Source organism: Psychrobacter sp. 1U2 (assembly GCF_051847575.1).
The window spans coordinates 1-908 of the sequence record NZ_JBPYDC010000667.1; the positions used below are offsets into that span (position 1 = coordinate 1).

Consider the following 908-nt stretch of genomic DNA (forward strand, 5'->3'; position numbering starts at 1 on the left):
TACGCACAGAGATGCTGTTATCGACAGATGCTGAGCTTGCCGCCCCGCCGACGTGGAAAGTACGCATGGTTAGCTGAGTACCAGGCTCACCGATAGACTGCGCTGCCATAACACCCACTGATTCACCGATATTAACTTTATGACCACGAGCCAAATCACGACCATAACATTGAGAGCAAACACCATGAGCGACATTACAAGTAATCACTGAGCGCACCCAAATATCATCGATTGCATTTTCATCGAGAATATTTACCCACTGCTCATCGATCAACGTACCCGCTGGAACCAATACTTTTGTTTCATCATTGTTATACGTCACATCACGTGCTGTCACACGGCCCAAGACGAGCTCACCAAGTTTTTCAATGATCTCACCACCTTGAATATGCGGTGTCATAAGTAAGCCTTGCTCAGTACCACAGTCATCAGTGGTAATAACCAAGTCTTGTGCAACATCGACCAAACGACGAGTCAGATAACCTGAGTTAGCCGTTTTCAATGCGGTATCTGCTAGACCTTTACGCGCACCGTGAGTAGAGATAAAGTACTGTAGTACCGTTAAGCCTTCACGGAAGTTGGCTTTAATTGGCGTCTCAATAATTGAGCCATCCGGTTTGGCCATCAAGCCACGCATACCAGCAAGCTGACGAATCTGAGCGGCACTACCACGAGCGCCTGAGTCCGACATGATGTAAATTGAGTTAAAGGATTTTTGCTCTTCTTCCTCACCTTGAGCATTGATGACTTTGTCAGTAGCCAAGTTGTCCATCATTGCTTTTGCAACTTTGTCATTGGTACGTGACCAAATATCGACCACTTTATTATAACGCTCACCAGCAGTTACAAAACCTTGCTCAAACTGATCTTCAATCTCGCGTACTTCTGCCTCTGCCGTCTCAATAATC

The 908-nt window shown here is 46.0% G+C and carries 1 pseudogene; it reads right to left on the reverse strand.

The annotated features are described in order from the left end of the window. Positions 1-908: pseudogene (locus ACS8FD_RS17975) on the reverse strand (DNA-directed RNA polymerase subunit beta'); the annotation flags it as partial.